Annotated in this window: 13 protein-coding genes; 7 read left to right on the top strand and 6 right to left on the bottom strand. The window is 64.3% G+C overall.

The window, feature by feature from the left end:
• Positions 1-957, top strand: a complete 957-nt coding sequence (locus tag MF134_RS21940) for a DUF6492 family protein (protein ID WP_255341555.1) — start codon at positions 1-3, stop codon at positions 955-957.
• Here the strand turns inward: MF134_RS21940 and MF134_RS21935 are convergent.
• Positions 929-2,251, bottom strand: coding sequence for a lipopolysaccharide biosynthesis protein (locus MF134_RS21935; protein WP_255341554.1), 1,323 nt, complete (start codon positions 2,249-2,251; stop codon positions 929-931). The two genes, MF134_RS21940 and MF134_RS21935, sit on opposite strands and share 29 nt — an antisense overlap.
• Before the next feature lie 90 nt (positions 2,252-2,341).
• Between MF134_RS21935 and MF134_RS21930 the strand changes: the two genes are divergently transcribed.
• Together MF134_RS21930 and MF134_RS21925 are read left to right on the top strand one after the other, a co-directional pair.
• Complete coding sequence (locus MF134_RS21930; protein ID WP_255341581.1) at positions 2,342-3,448, top strand: endo-1,4-beta-xylanase; 1,107 nt, start codon at positions 2,342-2,344, stop codon at positions 3,446-3,448.
• 141 nt (positions 3,449-3,589) lie between these two features.
• The gene (locus MF134_RS21925) at positions 3,590-5,677 is read left to right on the top strand and encodes a GumC family protein (protein ID WP_255341553.1); all 2,088 of its coding nucleotides are present in this window, start codon (positions 3,590-3,592) and stop codon (positions 5,675-5,677) included.
• A gap of 63 nt (positions 5,678-5,740) precedes the next feature.
• Here MF134_RS21925 and MF134_RS21920 read toward each other — a convergent pair whose 3' ends face one another.
• From MF134_RS21920 to MF134_RS21905, 4 genes are all read right to left on the bottom strand, one after another.
• Positions 5,741-6,304 carry a type 1 glutamine amidotransferase domain-containing protein gene (locus MF134_RS21920; RefSeq protein ID WP_255341552.1) on the bottom strand — a complete coding sequence of 188 codons (564 nt, stop codon included), beginning with the start codon at positions 6,302-6,304 and terminating at the stop codon, positions 5,741-5,743.
• Positions 6,305-6,463: 159 nt separating this feature from the next.
• Positions 6,464-7,021, bottom strand: a complete 558-nt coding sequence (locus tag MF134_RS21915; protein ID WP_255341551.1) for a regulatory protein RecX — start codon at positions 7,019-7,021, stop codon at positions 6,464-6,466.
• A gap of 4 nt (positions 7,022-7,025) precedes the next feature.
• On the bottom strand, positions 7,026-7,298 hold the full coding sequence (locus tag MF134_RS21910; RefSeq protein ID WP_255341550.1) for a hypothetical protein: 273 nt from the start codon (positions 7,296-7,298) through the stop codon (positions 7,026-7,028).
• A gap of 59 nt (positions 7,299-7,357) precedes the next feature.
• Positions 7,358-10,816, bottom strand: coding sequence for an indolepyruvate ferredoxin oxidoreductase family protein (locus MF134_RS21905; RefSeq protein ID WP_255341549.1), 3,459 nt, complete (start codon positions 10,814-10,816; stop codon positions 7,358-7,360).
• A 402-nt stretch (positions 10,817-11,218) separates the two neighbouring features.
• Between MF134_RS21905 and MF134_RS21900 the strand changes: the two genes are divergently transcribed.
• From MF134_RS21900 to MF134_RS21890, 3 genes are all read left to right on the top strand, one after another.
• Complete coding sequence (locus MF134_RS21900; RefSeq protein ID WP_255341548.1) at positions 11,219-11,860, top strand: TRAP transporter small permease subunit; 642 nt, start codon at positions 11,219-11,221, stop codon at positions 11,858-11,860.
• The gene (locus tag MF134_RS21895; RefSeq protein ID WP_255341547.1) at positions 11,857-13,830 is read left to right on the top strand and encodes a TRAP transporter large permease subunit; all 1,974 of its coding nucleotides are present in this window, start codon (positions 11,857-11,859) and stop codon (positions 13,828-13,830) included. Before MF134_RS21900 ends, MF134_RS21895 begins: the two co-directional genes overlap by 4 nt.
• Before the next feature lie 124 nt (positions 13,831-13,954).
• A complete protein-coding gene (locus tag MF134_RS21890) occupies positions 13,955-14,950 on the top strand; it encodes a DUF4424 domain-containing protein (protein WP_255341546.1) in 996 nt (331 codons plus the stop codon).
• A gap of 259 nt (positions 14,951-15,209) precedes the next feature.
• Here the strand turns inward: MF134_RS21890 and MF134_RS21885 are convergent, their stop codons facing one another.
• Positions 15,210-16,364 carry a polysaccharide biosynthesis/export family protein gene (locus tag MF134_RS21885; protein ID WP_255341545.1) on the bottom strand — a complete coding sequence of 385 codons (1,155 nt, stop codon included), beginning with the start codon at positions 16,362-16,364 and terminating at the stop codon, positions 15,210-15,212.
• Positions 16,365-16,989: 625 nt separating this feature from the next.
• Between MF134_RS21885 and MF134_RS21880 the strand changes: the two genes are divergently transcribed.
• On the top strand, positions 16,990-17,841 hold the full coding sequence (locus tag MF134_RS21880; RefSeq protein ID WP_255341544.1) for an ABC transporter permease: 852 nt from the start codon (positions 16,990-16,992) through the stop codon (positions 17,839-17,841).
• Positions 17,842-17,879 lie beyond the last annotated feature (38 nt).

Genomic DNA, 17,879 nt, shown 5'->3' with positions numbered 1-17,879 from the left:
ATGTTGCGAGATCCCGATATCCTCGATGGCATCTCAATTGGCCGGAACATCGGGGCGATGGCACCAGACGCGACGAAACTTCCGACCATCATGGTCACCGCGAGCTATCGCGGCGATTTCGAGCGCTGCAAGCTCCTCTGCGAGAGCATGGACGCCCGCGTCACAGGCCACACCCGGCATCTGATCCTGGTCGAGGCGGCCGATGTGCCGCTGTTCAGCCAGCTTGCCGGCCCAAGGCGGGAGATCATTGACGAACGGGCCTTGCTCCCGGTCTGGCTACGCCCCTTTCCCGATCCCCTTTCCGGTGGACGCCGACGCATCTGGCTGTCGCCCTTCGGCCCTCCGTTGCGCGGCTGGCATGTCCAGCAATTGCGCCGTTTCGCCATCGCTGCCGAGATCGACGAAGCGATCATGGTCTCGATCGATTCCGACGTCGTGTTCCTGCGCGAATTCGACGTCTCCGCCTTTTCCCGCGACGGCCGGATTTCCTTCTATCGCAAAGCCGATGCGCTGGCGGACGTCGCTCCCGACATGATCGACGACCATCTCGCCTGGTCCCGCAAGGCCGGAGAGTTACTCGGGATCACCGCGCCCGAAACCACGGATACCGGATACATCACGACCCTCGTCCCCTGGCGCACCAGCGCTGTCAGACGGATGGTCGAGCGGATCAAGACCGTGACCGGCCAGTCCTGGATGAAGGCCTTGTCACGCACCCGCCAACTGTCTGAGTGCACGATCTACGGTCGCTTCGTCGACGAGGTCGAAGGGCGGCAAGACGACTATGCGGTGATGACGGAGTCGCTGTGCCACGTCTACTGGTCCGGCCAGGCTCTCGGCGAAAAGGCGCTGGCAAATTTCGTCGACGATCTTGGCCCGCATCAAGTCGCTGCCGGCATCCAGTCCTTCACCGCGACCGACCCCGCCCTCATTCGCCGGGCTGCGGGGCTGCTCTAGCCGGCGCAGCCTCCGCGCGCATCCGCCAGCGACGGCCCGGCTGCCAGTCGAGGGCCGTATAGCTCGCCGAGGCCGAGACGATCCACAGCGTCAGGAAAAGTCCATTGAGGCCGAGGATCCAGGAGTTCTGGTCGGGCATGGCCCGCAACAGGACCATCAGCAGGCCCGCCTTCATCATCCCCACGATCGCGAGGATCAGAGCCCGCATGGCGGTCTTGCCGCGAGCGTAGAGAAGCTCGCTCTGATACTCGACGAGGTTGCGGAAGGCCGGGACGAAAAGCGCCAGCAGAACGAGCGGCGCAACGTCGGCCACATTGTCTCCGAGCGCACGCGGGAAATAGTGCAGAAAGCCGCCGAGGAAGGTGAGTCCTGCAACCGAGACGAGCGCGACGCCGGCCTCGATCCCCCAGCGCACGCGCCAACTCTCCAGCCATTGCGGCGAGCGCATCAGCTTCTGCACGACCATGGTATTGAACGAGCGCACCGGAAGCGCGGTCAGATCGATGAGACGCATCAGTATCGCGTAGATGCCAGCCGTCTCGGCGCCCCCGAACGACAGGACGAGGAGCTTGTCGAGTTCGGACTGCAGGTAAAAGATGATCTCGGCCCCGGCCACCGAAACGCTGTCGCGCCAGCGCGCGAGATAAAGGGCGGGACGAAACCTCAGCCGGCGGCGCGGATAGTAGATGATCGCCACGACGAGAAAGGCGATCGCATTGGCGGCGAGATAGGTGAAGGCCCACGCCGTCAGGCTTCCATCACCGAGGGTCACGAAGCCGACGGCCGCGGCGGCGCGGACTGCCGAGCCAACGATGACGATCACGGCCCCGGCGAAGAACCGGCCCATGCCGTTATTGACGATGCACACGACTTCCAGAAGCCGCCAGCACAACACCTCCGCCACGATGATCGCGACAAAGGCGGGAAGCGGCATCTCGCCTGCGAAGAAGACCAGATAGAACCCGCCCGCCGCGACCGCGACGAGAGGCAGCGACACGACCAGCGCCAGGAGAAAGCCGACCGTGTAGGTGCCGATGAGCTGAGGACGGACGGTGGCGACGCGGTAGAGCGGCGAGACGAACCCCAGGCCGGCGATACGCGACAGAACGATGCCGGTGGCCGAGGCAGTCGCGAACAGACCGAAGTCCCCGACACTCAGGCCGTTGGCGATCGAAACGAAATAGGCGAGCGAGAGCACCAGCCGGCCGACCGAGCCGGAAAGCAGGGAGCCGTAGTCCCGGACCAGGTTTAGGTTGGCCTTAAGCCTTTCCATCCACAATCCGTTCAGCGGCATGACCCTGTTTCCCCGGAGAGATGACGTGCCATGAAGACAGTCGATGCTTCCGATGACGCCGGCGAGCCGAGCGCGATCGATTGCGCTAGCATGGCGGCACGGCGACGCAACGCCGATGGCGGTGACCCCATCTATCGCAGACGAAACTTAACGCGACGTTCTGTCCTGGCGGGCGCGGCCGCGCTTGCGATACCGGGGAGCACCGGCCCCTCCCGTGCAGCACGGCAGACCGTCCCGTTCGGGAGCGCCATACAGGCCGAGATCATGGACGCAGATGCCGCCTATCGGCAAGCCTTTCTCGACCATTGCGATCTCGTCATGCCGATGAACGCGCTGAAATTCGACCTGCTTCGACCGACGCGCGAGACTTGGAACTTCGAACCGGCCGACAAGGTCGTCGACTTTGCGCTCAGTCATGGCAAGACGACGCGCGGCACCTGCCATGTCTGGTGGGGTGCGACGCCCGACTGGGTCACGATGCTCGATAGCGAAGCCGACGTCGAACGGGCCCTTGTCGAGCACATCGAACAGGTCTGCGACCGCTACAGGGGCCGACTTGTCGGCTGGGACGTCGTCAACGAGGTGATCGCCAACGACCCCTTCTATGACGGCCAGTCGTTGCGCGACACGTTCTGGCTGAGAAAGCTGGGCCCCCGCCATATCCCGATCGCCTTCGAGGCCACCGCCCGCGCCGATCCTGAAGCCCGGCTCGTCATCAACGAATACGATCTGGAATATCGCGGCCCGCATTTCGAGGAGCGGCGGGTGATCATGCTCTCGATCGTGCGGCAGCTTCAGGACGCCAACATTCGGGTCGATGCAGTGGGGCTTCAGGCGCACCTCTACATGGACCGCGAGATCGACGCCGACGCACTTCTGCGTTTCAGCCGGGAGCTCGATGCGTCGGGCGTCAAGCTCATCGTGACCGAACTCGATATCATCGACTGGCAATCGCCGGCCGATCCCGAAGCCCAGGACGCCGCCGCGCTTGAAAAGGTCTCGACCTTTCTCGACGCGATCTTTGCCTGGAAGCCGCCCGAGGCCGTCATCACCTGGGGCATGACCGACCGCTACAGCTGGATCAACGACGTCATGCCACGCCCTGACGGCAATGAAAGCCGCCCGCTTCCCCTCGACCGGTCGTTCAGGCCGAAGCCGTGGCTCGATCTGATCAAACGGCGCCTCGCCTCGGCCTGAAATTCCGCGGGCGAAGAGCGGCGCAATTTGAGCCCGCTACGGAGCCGTAGCCGGTCTTATTAACGATTTGTTCACCATAATTCCGCACCTTGGCGAACCAGTTTCCATGGTTCCCGAGTAGTGCTAGCGGCGGTAGGGTGAATGTTCGCAGATCCGAGTTCTTCAGGCGGAGCGAGGCGCATTCCCACGCAAAACGACACCGCCGCTCGGCAGAACTCGGGCGCGTCGGGCCTTGGCGCGCTGGTCGACCCGCTCTTCCTCATCAGTGAAATCTGGGCCGCCAAGCGAATGATCGTGCTTGCGACCCTGCTCGGATTTGCGGTCGCCACTCTCCTCGCGCTCTCCACGCCGAAGAAATACACCGCCATCACCGAGGTGCTGGTGGACCCGCGCGACATCAAGGTCGTGCAGAACGAGGTGACCCCGAACGGCCTGCCGAGCGACGCCACACTCGCCCTGATCGAAAGCCAGATCGCCGTCATCTATTCGAACGACGTGCTCACCCGCGTCATCGAACAAGCCGACCTCACCGAGGACAGCGAGTTCAACGGCGAGGCGGAGAGTTTCTTCGCCCCGGTGCTCGCGCCGATCCAGTCGGTCTTGAATAGTGAAGACGACGAGGCCTCGCGGGAGACGCAGAGGCTCTTCCTTCTGCGGGCCCTTCGCGAAGCACTCCATGTCAGTCGCGATCCGAAGAGCTTCGTGATCAATGTCGCGATCGAAAGCCGCGACCCGGACAAGTCGGCGAAACTTGCCAATCTCGTCGCCGATTCCTTCATCGAGGAGTTGGCGGAGGTCCAGTCGGAAACCGCCCGCCGGGCGAGCAACGCCCTTTCCTCGCGTCTCGCCGAACTGCGCCAGAGCGTCGTCGAGGCGGAACGGGCGGTCGAGGACTACAAGAGCCAGAACCGCCTCGTCGGCGTCGGCGGCCGCCTCGTCGACGACGATTATATCGTCCGCATCAACGACCAGCTCGCGAGGTCCCGCGGCGAGACCACCTCGCTCAGGGTCCGCGCCGAGCAGATGAAGAACGCCAGCGTCGACGACGTCGTCGAGGGTTCGTTTCCGGAGGAATTGCGCTCCGAAGCGCTGACCAGGCTGCGCAGCACCTATTCCGACCTCGCCCAGCAAAGGGCGGTTCTTGCCGCGACACTCGGCCCCCGCCACCCGAGACGGATCGGCATCGAGGAAGCGCTCTCCTCGACGCGCCAGGCGATCCGCCAGGAACTCGCCCGGATCGTATCCGGGGCGCAGATCGAGCTTTCGCGTGCGGAGGAAACCGAACGCCAGCTCGCCGGACAGGTCAGCGAGCTGAAGGACAAGCAGCTCGAAACCAGCGGATCCTTCGTGAAGCTGCGTGAGCTGGAGCGCGAGGTCGACGCTTCGCGCGCGGTCTATGAGGCGTTCCTCTTGCGCGCCAGGGAAACAGGCGAGCAGGAGCGCATGAACACGGCCAATGTGCGCATCATCTCCGCGGCCACGCAACCACTCGATCCGTCGAGCGCCAGCCGCAAGATCCTGGTCCTGGCTGGCGGTCTCATCGGGTTCCTGGGCGGCGTCGGCGTCGCCGCGGGATTGGCAATCCTCAAGGTCATCCGTCAATCGATGCGGCGGCCCCGGCCGGCCACGGTAATCGCTCCCGCAATGACGCTCGACCACTCTGCAGCGGACGAAGTGTACGCGCGCGATTACACCCAACCTGCAGGCCATTCGCGGTCGGAGGCCGACCGTGGTTTCGATCATTCGCTGGAAATGCGACCGAGCGTCCACGACGCACCGGCTTCGATGCGTTCCGGTTCCGCCCCGGCCGACGACATCGAAAGCAAGCCGAGCGAAAATGCGGGCGAGCCCGTGCAGAGTTCGGCTGCACCCTCTGCGTCAGCCGCACAGGCACTGAGCCTGGAGGCTGCGCTGCGCCGACGTCGGGCGGAACTCGACAGGACACCGGCAAGAACCGCCCCGGCCGTGGCCGTGGCCGAAGCCGAACCGCCGATTGCCGCGCCACGACCCGCGATCGAGGCTCCGTCGTCTACCGAGCCACCGGTCGGGGACCTGCTGCCGCGCGATGCCTTGCGCGCCCGCTTGCGCGCGATTGCCGAAACGGCCGCGGTCGACACGGCCGGACGGCCGATGTCTCCCCTCCACGACGAGGAACTCGCGCGCCTCCAGCGCGACATTCTCGCCGTCAAACGCAATATCGCAGAAGCAAGGAGCCGGCGGCCCGAATAGGGGCGCCGGCTCCTCACATAATTCACGAATTCCACTGCAGGTCACCTGCAGTGAGCATTGGCCTTACGCGACCTTGCGATCCTCGTGGCGGCCCTCTTCGACTTCCTCGATGATCTTCGCGATGAAGGCCGGAAGATCGCCGGGATTGCGCGAGGTGATCAGGGCCTGATGAACGACGACTTCCTCATCGACCCAGTTGCCGCCCGCATTGATCACGTCGGTCTTGATCGATTTGTAGGAGGTCATGTCGCGACCGCGCACGACATCCGCTTCGATCAGGAGCCACGGCGCATGGCAGATCGCGGCGAGCGGCTTCTTGGAGTTGAAGAACTCGCGCACGAAGCTGACGACCTTAGGATTGGCGCGCAGCACGTCCGGGTTGATCTGGCCGCCCGGCAGGACCAGCGCGTCGTAATCCGTCGTCCGGATCTCGGACAGTTCGTGATCGACCGGGATTTCCTTGTCCCAATGGTCCTGATCCCAGCCCTTGATGGAGCCGCTCTTCGGCGAGACGACGTGGACGGTAGCACCGGCTTCGCGAAGCTTGTCCAACGGCTCGGTCAGTTCGGCCTGTTCGAATCCGTCCGTGGCGAGGATTGCGATCTTCGCTTCGGTAATCTTTGGCATTGTTCCTGTCCTTGTCTTTAAAAGGCCGGCAAGGACCAGCGCCGACTTCTACTGGTCGGGCGGTCGATACCGACGATACTGTTGGCTTGGTCGGGATAGTAACGGCGACCCGCCCGGGAGGTTCCAGGCGCGAATGATCGCGCGATTACAAGTAGATGGTCAGTCCGAAGCGTCCGACTGACCCGGGCCCACTTCGAGCTCGCCGTCGATCGCAGCGACCGCCAGCCGGAGCGGAAACCCCGCCCGCACCATGGCGGCGATTTCCTTGTCGCGCCGATCGCCGCGGCCGGGATTGCGATAGGGACCAAAACGCCTGCGGCGGACATAGGCCGCGGCCGCTTCAGCCTCGCCGCTCTCCTCGTTCGCGAGCGTCTCATCGATCAGTGCGCGCGGCACGCCCTTTTCCTGGAGCTTCGCGGCAGCCAACGCCCGCGAGGTACCCCGGCGTCTAAGGCTTGCAAGCTTCGCCTCGGCAAAGGCCTTGTCGTCCAGAAGGTTGAGTTCGACGAGACGGGCAATCAGCGCATCGAGCATGGCATCGAGATCAGCCGGGAGCTGGTCGATGCCGCCGACACGGCGCGCGGCGCGGCGCCGCATGACTCGCCGCAATCCGTCACTGGAGGCCGCATAGCGCTCCAGATAGTGAAACGCCGAGCGCAGCAGCCAGTCCTCGGTCACCGGTTTCGGCTTGGACTCTTCCGCCTTCGTGCGCGCCACGGGATCACGCGTCGGCCGGCTTCGGCTTCGCCGGGGCCTTGTCGCCGCCGGGAACGTAGCGGTTGTTGGCCTTGGGCGGCTGATCGCAGAGACCCGCCACCCAGTCGAAAAAGCGCGAAACGGCGGCTGAATCGGTCTTCCCCGCCACCACGTCTTTCGCCGGAAACTCCTTGAAACCCCGGTAGTGCCGCAAGGCCCGTTCGGACAAGCCGAAATAGGCACGAAGATCCTTGTCGCTCATGAAGCGGGGCCAGTGGCGGGCGGGTTCGTCGGACATGGGGCACATGTCGCATCAAGCCGCGAGCCTGGCAATGGCGGCCGATACCCGAAAAAGCGTTATTCTGCGGCTTCCGCCACCACCTTGCGGGTCGAAAAAGCCTTCTCGGCCTCCTCGCGCCGGGCATGGGCCAAAGCCGCCTTCTGTCGCCGCACCGGCCCGAAGCCGTTGAGGTCCTTCGGCCAGCCGGCCAGCGATACCGCTGCGGCATGGTTCTCGGGCGTCAGTCCCTCCAGGATCATGTCGAGCGTGCCACGATAACGGTCGAGCTCCTCTCCCGCCTCACGCCGCTCCGCCGAAAAGCGAAACGGATCGATCATCGTGCCGCGGATCCGGCGCATCCGCGCCATGAGGCCAAGCACCGGCCGCATCCAGGAGCCGAAGGCGCGTTTCCGTGGCCGCCCGTTCGGCCCGGTCTCGCCGAAGATCGGCGGCGCGAAGTGAAAGGTCAGGCGCCCGCCCTTCTCGAAGCCCTCCGCAAGCTGCGCGGCAAAGCCGCCATCGGTGTAGAGCCGGGCGACCTCGTATTCGTCCTTCACCGCCATCAGACGATAAAGCTCGCGGGCGACGGTGCGGCTCAGATCCTCGCGGCCGGACGCGACGCGGCTCTCTGCTGCCCGTATCGCCTCGACCATCTTTGCGTAGCGCTCGGCATAGGCGGCGTCCTGATAGGCGGTCAGATCGGCGACGCGACGTGCGATCATCTCGTCCAGCGAGACCGAGAGGCGGCGATGGTCGAGCGAGGTCTCGCTCGCCCTTGCCGCGTCCGGCAAGCAGGCCGGATCGTGGCCGATCGCGCGCCCCCATTCGAACGCCGCAAGATTGGTCTCGACATCGACGCCATTGAGCCGGATCGCGCGGCGGAGCGCCTCGCGGGAGATCGGCAGGGCGCCGGTCTGCCAGGCGAGACCGAGCATCAGCATGTTGGCGAAGATCGTGCTGCCGAACAGCCGGCGCGCCACCGCTTCCGCATCGATGCGCTGGACCCGGTCCTTGCCCGCTGCCGCCTCGATCGCTTCGATCAGGCGGCGGTTCGGGAAGGAGAAATCGACATTGTGGGTGAACTCCCCCGAAAGCGTCTCGTGGACGTCGAGAACAACCGCGGTGCTCCCCTGCGTGATCGCGGCGCGCACCTTGGCCGAACCGGCGGTGACGAGGTCGCAGCCGATGACGAGCCGCGCCTCGCCGGCGGAGACGCGGATCGCCTTGACGTCACCCGGCGTCGGCGCGATGCGCACATGGGAGGTGACCGGGCCGCCCTTCTGAGCCAGCCCCGCCATGTCGATCACGCCGGCGCCATGGCCGTCGACATGCGCCGCCATGGCGATGATCGCGCCGATCGTCACGACCCCCGTGCCTCCGACGCCGGTGATCACGATGCCGACCGAGCTCTCGGGCTCGGCGACCGAAGGCTCCGGCGTTTTCGGCGGCTCGGCGGTGGCGACCTCCGCCGTCTTCAAGGCCGCCCCCTCGAGCGTCACCAGAGCGGGGCAGAAACCCTCCAGGCAGGAGAAGTCCTTGTTGCAGGCCGATTGATCGATCGCGCGCTTGCGGCCGAACTCGGTCTCGACGGCGGTGATGGCCACGCAGTTCGACTGCACGCCGCAATCGCCGCAGCCCTCACACAGGCGTTCGTTGATCACGACGCGGCGGTCCGGATCGGGAAAGGTGCCGCGCTTGCGGCGCCGGCGTTTTTCGGCGGCGCAGGTCTGGTCATAGATCAGGACGGTCACGCCGGATATTTCGGCAAGCGAGCGCTGGACCGCATCGAGATCGTGGCGATGGTGGAAGGCGACTCCGGCCGGCAGGCCGGATGCGCCCTTGTGCTTGTCCGGCTCGTCGGAGACGACGACAACGCGCCGGACGCCGGCCGACACGACCTGCGCGGCGATCATCGGGACTGTCAGGCCGCCTTCGTGGGGCTGGCCGCCGGTCATGGCGACGGCGTCATTGTAGAGGATCTTGTAGGTGATGTTCGCGCCCGAAGCGACCGCCGCTCGAAGCGCCAGCGCGCCCGAATGATTGTAGGTGCCGTCGCCGAGGTTCTGGAAGACGTGGTCGCGCCTGGAGAAATGCCGCTCGCCGATCCAGTTCGCCCCTTCCGCACCCATCTGGGTGTAACCTTCGGTGTCGCGGTCCATCCACTGGGCCATGTAGTGACAACCGATCCCGGCATAGGCCCGAGAGCCTTCCGGCACGCGGGTGGAGGAATTGTGCGGGCAGCCGGCGCAGAAATAGGGGGTACGCGCTGCGATCTCCGCCGTCGCCGCCAATTCGGTCTGCAGCGTTGTCAGAGCCTCGACGCGGGCTTGCAGTGCCTCCTCTGGTGTCCGGACCAGAACCGCCCGACCGATCGCCACCGCGATGTCGTTGGAATCGAGCGCCCCCTTCACCTTGAAGAGCGTTCGCCCGTCCTGATCGGCCTTGCCGACGACCACCGGCGCGTTCGCCGTGCCGTAGAGGATCTCCTTGACCTGCGGCTCGACCACCCCGCGCTTTTCCTCCACCACCATCAGGAGATCGAGACCTTCGGCGAAGCGGCGCACGAAGCCGGGCTCCAGCGGCCAGGGCACCGCGACCTTGCCGAGGCGGAGGCCAAATCGCGCCGCCGCCACCTCGTCGATGCCGAGCGAGGCCAGCGCCTGCTCGACGTCGAGCCAGGATTTTCCAAGCGAGAGAACCCCGATCTTCGGGTTGCGACCGCCAGAATGGACGATCCGGTTCAGGCCGTTCGCGGCGATGAAAGCGAGAGCCGCCGGCAGACGGTGCTCGTGGAGCATCGCCTCCTGCTCCAGAGGATGGGCCGCGCGGCGGATATTGCGCCCCCCCGGGGGCGAAGCGATCTCCGGCACGACAAGGGCCAGACGATCCGCCGCCGCCTTCACCGTCGCCGTCGACTCGATCGTGTCCTTGACGCACTTCATCGTCGTCCAAAGACCCGAAAAGCGGGACAGGGCGAAGGCGGTGAGGCCGTAGTCGAGAATTTCCTGAACGCCCGCCGGATGGAAGATCGGCATCATCGCGTCGATGGCGGCCAATTCCGACTGGTGAGCCGAGGTCGAACTTTCGCAGGTGTGATCGTCGCCCAGAAGCGCGATCACACCGCCATGGGGCGAGGTGCCGGCGAGATTGGCATGCCGGAAGGCGTCGCCGGACCGGTCGACGCCCGGCCCCTTGCCGTACCAGAGGCCGAAGACGCCGTCATAGCGCCCCTCCCCGCGCAGTTCCGCCTGCTGCGTTCCCCAGAGCGCGGTCGCGGCGAGATCCTCATTGAGACCGGGTTCGAAGACGATGGAATTCTGAGAGAGGATCTCGCCGGCCCGGGCGAATTGCTGATCGAGACCACCGAGCGGGGAACCACGATAACCCGTCACGTATCCTGCCGTCGCGAGCCCCGCGGCGCGGTCATGTGCGGCCTGCATCAGGGTCAGCCGCAGAACGGCCTGCGGGCCCGACAACAGGACGTCCTCCACCCCGAGATCGAAGCGATCCCGCAAGGACACGTTGCGCACTGCCATGTCATTCCTCCCAAGGGGCCTGATCATCGAACGCAAGACGCCGCGCCCACCAATCCCCCAAGAGCAAGATTTGGACCTTTGACCTTTGATCGTCAAAGCTTTTTCCGATCACGAAGGATGGAGGTCCGGGGCGGACGCGTTGAAGTCTGTTCCTCGGCCGGACTTCGATCGGAAACTCCGCGAGCCGCTTCTTGAGGCGCGACGATCAGGCGTAGCGCGCATGCTCTTGCGCGAAGGCGCATTTTTCCCTAACGCACGGGGACTTTTTCCAAAGTGTCGATCTCGGCGAGAGCCCTGAAAACAGGCGAAGAGACCGAGCGACGTTTCTGACAACGCCCAGACCGGCGCCTCGCTCGGCGATGCCGCTCGCCGGGACGGACGAACGGGGGGAGATCAGGCCGCATGTCGGCTCTCATGTCTTTGGCGCGTGGAATCGACAGGATCACGTCGGTGATCGGTCGAGGCGCCGCTTGGCTCGTCCTCGTCGTCGTTCTGGTCAGTGCCGGCAATGCGGTGATCCGCAAGATCTTCGACATGTCGTCGAATGCCTGGCTCGAAGTGCAGTGGTATCTGTTCGGCGCGATCTTCATGCTCGCCGCCGCATGGACGCTCCAGCGCAACGAGCACATTCGCGTCGACATCATTTCGAACATGTTGTCGAAGCGCACGCGGGACTGGATCGACTTTCTCGGCCATCTCGTGATGCTCCTGCCCTTCACCATCCTGATGGTCTACATGCTGGTGCCTTATGTGCTGCGGTCCTACACGACCGGCGAAGGCTCGCCGAATGCCGGCGGCCTGATCGTCTGGCCGGCCAAGGCGTTGCTCCTTGCGGGCTTCATCCTTCTGGTGATGCAGGGCGTTTCGGAACTGATCAAGCGCGCGGCCATCCTGTTCTTCCACTATCCCGACGACACGCCGGCCGGCTCCAGCCACGCTGCACCGGACGAACTCGCCGCGCTTGCGCCGGAAAAGCCGCTGGGAGGCGCAGACGCGCCCGACCCGGCGCATCCCGCCGCGCCTGATCGGGAGACGCGCCGATGATCGAGTTCATCGCCCACAATCTCGCGCCGATCATGTTCGCCTCGCTGGTGATCGTGCTCCTGCTTGGCTATCCGGTCGCCTTCGCGCTCGCGGCCATCGGCCTGTTCTTCTTCGTCATCGGCGTCGAACTCGCGCCCCTCTCGAATGACATCAATCTGTTCTGGCCGCTGCTGACGGCCCTGCCCGACCGGTTCTATGGCGGCGTGATGTCGAATGACACGCTGCTTGCCATTCCCTTCTTCACCTTCATGGGGCTCATACTGGAGCGCTCCGGCATGGCGGAGGACCTGCTCGAGACCGTCGGCCAGCTCTTCGGTCCCTTGCGCGGCGGTCTCGCCTACGCCGTGATCTTCGTCGGTGCGCTTCTCGCCGCGACGACCGGCGTCGTCGCCGCCTCGGTGATCGCCATGGGCCTGATCTCCCTGCCGATCATGCTGCGCTACGGCTATGATCGACGCCTTGCCTCGGGCGTCATCGTGGCCTCGGGCACGCTCGCGCAGATCGTGCCGCCCTCGCTGGTGCTGATCGTGCTCGCCGACCAGCTGGGTCGGTCGGTCGGCGACATGTATTCCGGCGCGCTCGTGCCGGCCCTGGTCCTCTCCGGGCTCTATCTCTTGTACGTCTTCGGCATGACGATGTGGCGGGCGAACTCCGCGCCGGCCCTGCCGCCCGAAGCGCGCACGCTCGGGCGCGGTGTCACCTCGCTCCTCGTCTCGCTCGTTGTGACGATCGCGATCAGCTATGCGGCTTCGGTCTATCTGGAAGGCCGCGTGCAGCAGGGTGCCGCTATCTGGGGCGCGGTCGTGGGCGTATCCGTCATCTACACGGTCGCGGTGATCAACAGAGCTCTGAAACTGCCGCTTCTGTCTTACCTCACCCAGCAGGTCATCATCGTGATGATCCCGCCGCTGGCGCTCATCTTCCTCGTGCTCGGTACGATCTTCCTCGGCGTCGCCACGCCCACGGAAGGTGGCGCCATGGGCGCCGTGGGCGCGCTGATCCTCGCCTTCTCGAAGCGCAAGCTGAACCTGTCGCTGATGACCCAGGCGATGGAGTCGACGGCGAAGCTCTCGGCCTTCGTGCTCTTCATCCTGATCGGCGCGCGGGTGTTCTCGCTCACATTCTACGGCGTCAACGGTCATATCTGGGTCGAAGAACTGCTGACGGCCGTGCCCGGCGGCGAGACGGGCTTCCTTATCGTCGTCAACATCCTCGTCTTCCTGCTCGCCTTCTTCCTCGACTTCTTTGAGCTCGCCTTCATCATCGTGCCGCTTCTGGCACCCGTGGCCGACAAGCTCGGCATCGATCTGATCTGGTTCGGCGTCCTTCTCGGGCTCAACATGCAGACGTCGTTCATGCATCCGCCCTTCGGCTTCGCGCTGTTCTATCTGCGTTCGGTGGCAGCAAAGGTGCCTTATCTCGACCGCATCACCGGCAAGCGCATGGAGCCGGTCACCACAGGGCAGATCTATTGGGGCGCCGTGCCCTTCGTGTGCATTCAGCTCATCATGGTGGCATTGACGATCGCCTTCCCGCAGATGGTCATGCGCTACAAGACGGAAGCGCCGCCGCCGAGCACGTCGGGCGACAATCTGGGCCTGCCCGATCTCGGCCTGCCGTCGAGCGGCAATGGCCCGGCCTTCGGCCTCCCGCCGCTCGGTCAGCCATCGAATGGCAGCGGTCAGGGCAACTCCGGCAATAACGGCTTCGGACTTCCGCCGCTGAATTTCCCGGGCTCGCAACCCGCACCCGCAACTGGATCCGGCGGATCGGGGTCAAGCCAGAGCGGCGGGTCACAGCCGGCCTTCGGCTTGCCGCCGCTCGAACTTGGCAACCCCGGGGGGTCGCAAAGCGGTGGACAGCCGGCACAACAACAGGCGCCAGCCACACCGTCCGAGGCCCCTGCGACGGACGATGGCGACAGCGTTCCAGGTGCAATCGACCTGTCGCAGCCACCCTCTTTCAACTGAGCGCGTCCCGCGCCGATCCCGTTCGACGCCACGACATCAGACTTGCCGTCGCTCCCGCTTCCCGGCACTCTCGCCGCGACACCGGACCGACGCTTGGTCCGGCATTCGGGAGATCGGCGCGTTCATGAGAGAGTTTGTCGCCAGCGTGCTGTTACTGGCTTCGCTTCTGCCAGCCGCGGCCAATGATTCCACGGCGAATATTGCCGTCGGCGGGCTGACCCTGACCAGGACCGATGCGATCGAGATGCGCCGGGAAGATCTATCGATTTCGCTCGACCAGATCACGGTCGACTATGTCTTCGCCAACATCACCGACAAGCCGGTGACGACCACCGTCGCCTTCCCGCTTCCCGAAATCTACATCGCGCCCTTCGACTCGGTGATCGATCTGCCGAGCAACGAGGCGGACGATCCGTTTCAGTTCGAGACCACGGTCGACGGTTCGCCGGTCGAGATGATGATCGACCGCGCCGCCTTCCACGACGGCAACAACGTCACCGCCCGACTGGAGGCGCTCGAGATTCCCTTGGCGCCCTATTCGGAAGCGACAGCAAAGGCGCTCGACGCCTTGCCGCAGAGCGACAAGGATGCGCTGGTGTCGGAAGGAATCGGTGAAATCGTCAGCTACGATGCCGGCAAGGGCTGGGAGGAGCACCTCCTGCCCAATTGGTCGTTCCGCCTCGCCTATCACTGGGAACAGACCTTTCCGCCGGGCCGGACCGTCAGCGTTCGCCACAGTTACAAACCCTCGGTCTCGAGCTTCGTCGCGACCGAGGTCGGAGCGGATTATCTCAGCCCCGAGGAGGACCGGGCATTTCGCGAGCGCTACTGCATCGAGGACGACATCGTCCGGGCGGTGAAGAAAGCGGCCGCAAACGCTCCGGCGGACGTCTACAGCGTCTTTCAGGATCGGAAGATCGATTACGTGCTGACCACCGGCGCCAATTGGGCAAAGCCGATCGGCCTCTTCCGTCTCGTGATCGACAAGGGATCGCCGAAGAACCTCGTCAGCTTCTGCGGCACCGGCGTGAAGAAGATCGCGCCGACGCGTTTCGAGGTGGTCTATGAGGATTTCGTCCCGAAGGAAGACCTACACATCCTGTTTCTCGTCAGGCAATAGGAGCGACGAAACAGCCTTCGCAGGAGGCGTGTTGCGCGCCTTCGATCGAGATTCGGGGTTCATGGACCGGGCGCATCTGCGCAGTGATGAGGTCGGTCCGCGCCCGCTGCCCCGTCGACGCAAATTCTCGCACTGCGCGCCATCGGACGCCCGGCGACCTGCAGCATCGGACCGAAAAGTGGGCCCGGTTTTCGGGTAATCCGATGCGAAATCAATGAACTAAATCATGAGACCCGATTCCGAAATCGGGTCCCATGCCCTAGAAGCGCGCCGAGGTCGCCGCAACCGCCGCAGCAGTAGCCGCGGCCGGCGAGACCACACCGGTGAAAGCGTCGAAGGCCTGCTTGAAGGGCACGTAAGGCGCGGTCGCGACATAGAGCATGTCGCCCTTGTGGACCTCGAACTCCTGCGCATAGATCAGGCCAGTGGGTTCGCGCAGATTGAAGCGGTAGATAACCGGAATTTCACCCGACAGACGAGTCGCCTCTTTTTCGTAAGGCGGTACGCTCTCGAACGCCTGTCCCTCATATCGTGCGATCATCTCGGCCGCTGGCTCCCGGCGCAGGAGGAAGACCCCGGTCGGATTGGCGAGCTGCGGGTTGAGCCCGCCAACCTGAGCGAGCGCCTCCGACAGTACCATCTGATATCCCTGAAGCGGTAGCTGATCGTTGGATCCAGTAGCGCCAAGCGCAACATAGGTCCGCGGCTGGCGCGTGACGAGAACGACGTCACCGGGCTGCACGAAGACATTTTCGGATGGCTTGTCGACCAGAGCCGAGAACGGCACCTGCACCGTGCGATTGCCGCGCGTCAGCGCGATCGCGGTCTCGTAGATCGGGGCGGTCGGCCCACCGACGCGGGCGATGAGATCGAGAACCTTCAATCCGCTCGTCGGGACCGGAACCGAGGCCCCCGCCACCGCGTCACCGGTCACGGCAACGGCAGTCGACGTTCCCTGGACAACGGACACCACCGCCTGCGGCTCTATCGCCCGCTCACGAAGTGCGGCGACGATCCGCTGCTCGACCGCGCTCGTCGTGGAGCCGGCCACCTGAATGCGCCCGGCATAGGGAATGGTAATGGAACCGTCGCGAGCGACCTGCTGATTGGGAAGTTGGACGAAAGACGATCCCTGGCCATTGGCCCCCATCGAGGAAAACAGTCCGCCGACGCCGGCCTCGAACAGCGTAACCGAAACGACGTCGCCGACACCGATTCCCGTATCCGCAGGCAGGCCGAGGCTGGCAATCGAGCGAAGGCTCGGGCGCGCTTCGGGACGCTGATAGGCCAGCACAGTGCGATCGACGGGAATCAGCAGATAACCGTCGCGAAACTGAACAGCGGTCTCGTCCACGTCGCCCACGAAGGCGCCGGCGGAGGGACCTGCTGATGGCAGGGCCGCACATCCGGCCATCAACCCCGCCATGGCAGCGGCGATCACGGTGCGAGCCGGACCTCTGGCAAGTCGCACACTTCCGGTTGGTGGTGTGGTCTTCGATGGCTTGGGCCCCGCCCCGTCTTCATCCCGGGCTTCCGGCAGAGAAGTCCCCTCAGCCTGCCGTGCCAATCCCGTCGCCACCATTGCGAACTCCAAATGCCAGATGGATCGCCTCGCGCCAAGCTTGAAGCTACCCATTCCCCCGTTCTTCCGATCCGAGTATGGACCGGCACCCCGTCGTCGTTCCGCGCAAAGCCGGTTGCCGGTTCTCACCAGACGACGCGGCACGCGGATCGCCGCACGGAATTGTTCTTGGCATAGCGCTACACAACAGGGGTAAACACAGGCCAGACTTTGCTTTCATGCGACGCTGTTTCCTCGGAGCTTGTTGGGTTTTTGCCACAGCGTCCCTTGGCGAGGAGCGAACGATCACAAAAACGGCGCAAGACCTCCCTAAATGCTGCAACCGCGAAGGCGCCCCCGAGGGGACTTGCCCAAGCCAGACACGAACCGCTAACTCAGGTTCAGGACTCTGCGGTGCTGCCGTGCCCCCCTTTGGCGTGTCCCGTATCGGAACGAGAGCAAGGTTGCGAACAAGCCCATGACCGCGAGCACGGAGCGTTTTGAAGGTCCATCAAGAACACGATCCTCTTTGTCCGCCTTGTCATGGATGCAGGCGTTCTTCTCCCGCTTTGCCGTGCAGGTACGTGTCGTTCGCGCTCTGATGATCCGTGACATCATGGCCCAATATGGCCGTCAGAACCTTGGCTTCCTCTGGCTCATCGGCGAGCCCATGGCGCTGATTGTCGGCGTGATCATCTTGTGGTCTTTGATGAAGGGTTCCACGACACATGGCGTCTCCGTCGTCGCCTTCACTCTTACAGGGTATTCGATGCTGACGCTTTGGCGTCACCTACTCACGCGGGGAGGCAATGGGCTTAGCCGGCACGCCACGCTCCTGTTCCATCAGAACATTCGCCTGCTCGATATTCTCATTGCGCAGATCTTGATGGAGATGATCAGTATCTTCCTGTCATTTCTTGTCTGCTACCTGCTTCTCTTCCTGTTCGGCTATGTCGAACCGGCAAACGACAATCTCCTGCTGGTCTCGGGCTGGTTGCTGATGTCTCTGTTCGGTGCTGGCATGACTTTGCTGCTTTCCGGCCTGACCGAGATGTCGAAGCCGCTGAAACGCTTGCTGCAACCGATACTTTATTTCACGCTTCCCTTGACGGGCGCCTTCGCCATGTGCGCCTGGCTACCCGAGAGAGCGCGAGACGTCATTCTCGTGTTCCCCATGGTGCATGCCATGGAGTTGTTTCGAGCAGGCTTCATGGGTGAGAGATTTACTTTCTATTATAATATATGGTACCTTTTCGCTTGGGGCATCGGCACTTTTTTCTTGGGACTGCTTGTCATGAAACGCGCTGAGCGCCATTTGCATATCGGATAGGCTCAACCATGTCCCGCCCTATCAAATCCCTAGTGGAC

The organism is Jiella marina (assembly GCF_024359545.1).
Taxonomy (GTDB): domain Bacteria; phylum Pseudomonadota; class Alphaproteobacteria; order Rhizobiales; family Rhizobiaceae; genus Jiella.
Note: the sequence above shows the minus strand (reverse complement) of the source record. Positions and strands in the feature narration are given on the sequence as shown.

What these genes read in the sequence shown, in the direction of transcription:
- MF134_RS21880 (WP_255341544.1), top strand. Translation starts at nt 16,990, where the DNA reads ATGACCGCGAGCACGGAGCGTTTTGAAGGTCCATCAAGAACACGATCC.
- MF134_RS21885 (WP_255341545.1), bottom strand. Translation starts at nt 16,364, where the DNA reads ATGGCCGGATGTGCGGCCCTGCCATCAGCAGGTCCCTCCGCCGGCGCC.
- MF134_RS21920 (WP_255341552.1), bottom strand. Translation starts at nt 6,304, where the DNA reads ATGCCAAAGATTACCGAAGCGAAGATCGCAATCCTCGCCACGGACGGA.
- MF134_RS21900 (WP_255341548.1), top strand. Translation starts at nt 11,219, where the DNA reads ATGTCGGCTCTCATGTCTTTGGCGCGTGGAATCGACAGGATCACGTCG.
- MF134_RS21935 (WP_255341554.1), bottom strand. Translation starts at nt 2,251, where the DNA reads ATGCCGCTGAACGGATTGTGGATGGAAAGGCTTAAGGCCAACCTAAAC.
- MF134_RS21930 (WP_255341581.1), top strand. Translation starts at nt 2,342, where the DNA reads ATGGCGGCACGGCGACGCAACGCCGATGGCGGTGACCCCATCTATCGC.
- MF134_RS21910 (WP_255341550.1), bottom strand. Translation starts at nt 7,298, where the DNA reads ATGTCCGACGAACCCGCCCGCCACTGGCCCCGCTTCATGAGCGACAAG.
- MF134_RS21890 (WP_255341546.1), top strand. Translation starts at nt 13,955, where the DNA reads ATGAGAGAGTTTGTCGCCAGCGTGCTGTTACTGGCTTCGCTTCTGCCA.
- MF134_RS21905 (WP_255341549.1), bottom strand. Translation starts at nt 10,816, where the DNA reads ATGGCAGTGCGCAACGTGTCCTTGCGGGATCGCTTCGATCTCGGGGTG.
- MF134_RS21925 (WP_255341553.1), top strand. Translation starts at nt 3,590, where the DNA reads ATGTTCGCAGATCCGAGTTCTTCAGGCGGAGCGAGGCGCATTCCCACG.
- MF134_RS21940 (WP_255341555.1), top strand. Translation starts at nt 1, where the DNA reads ATGTTGCGAGATCCCGATATCCTCGATGGCATCTCAATTGGCCGGAAC.
- MF134_RS21895 (WP_255341547.1), top strand. Translation starts at nt 11,857, where the DNA reads ATGATCGAGTTCATCGCCCACAATCTCGCGCCGATCATGTTCGCCTCG.